The organism is Microvirga roseola, assembly GCF_020866965.1.
GTDB lineage: Bacteria > Pseudomonadota > Alphaproteobacteria > Rhizobiales > Beijerinckiaceae > Microvirga > Microvirga roseola.
Map to the genome: position 1 here is coordinate 1 of NZ_JAJATX010000190.1, position 632 is coordinate 632.

Annotated in this window: 1 pseudogene; it reads left to right on the top strand. The window is 65.8% G+C overall.

Features of this window, described 5'->3' with window-relative positions:
* Positions 1 to 615, top strand: a pseudogene (locus tag LG661_RS24825) (IS701 family transposase); the annotation flags it as partial.
* Positions 616 to 632 lie beyond the last annotated feature (17 nt).

Genomic DNA, 632 nt, shown 5'->3' on the forward strand with positions numbered 1-632 from the left:
AAGGGCTCTGTGCTCGGCGCGCAAGCCACCGACCGGTTCAACGCCTGGGACAAGAGCCCACCGGTGGCCGGCACGGCCGAACAGATCGCGAAGGCTCTTGCTCCCGAGGCATGGAAACGTCGGTCAGCGGGAGACGGCACCAAGGGAGCGCGCTTGTACGACTGGGCTTACGTTGAGCTGGCGGATCTTGAAGCGGAGGAATACAACGAGGGCCTCACCGGCCTGTGGACGCGCGGCCTGCTGATCCGACGCAACCTCTCTGATCAGGATCTGGCGTTCTTCTCAACCTGGTGTCCGGCCGGCACGTCGCTTGAGACCCTGGTGCGGGTGGAAGGCCAGCGCTGGGCGATCGAGGACGCATTCGAGACCGCCAAGACGGAGCTGGGGCTGACGCACAACGAAACGCGCTCGTGGCACGGCTGGCACCGGCATGTGTCGCTGGTGATGCTGGCCTTTGCCATGATGGCGGTGGTGCGCCAGCGCGCCAACAGCCTGAGCTCCCCCCAGAAAAGAACCGACGAAGCCCGGCTGCAGCGCTGGTACGCTGGTCTGTCCAGGAAATCCGCCGCGTGGCCACACGCCTCCAGCAACGCCGGATCGAGCCTTCATTCGTGATCGCCTGGTCCGCCTGG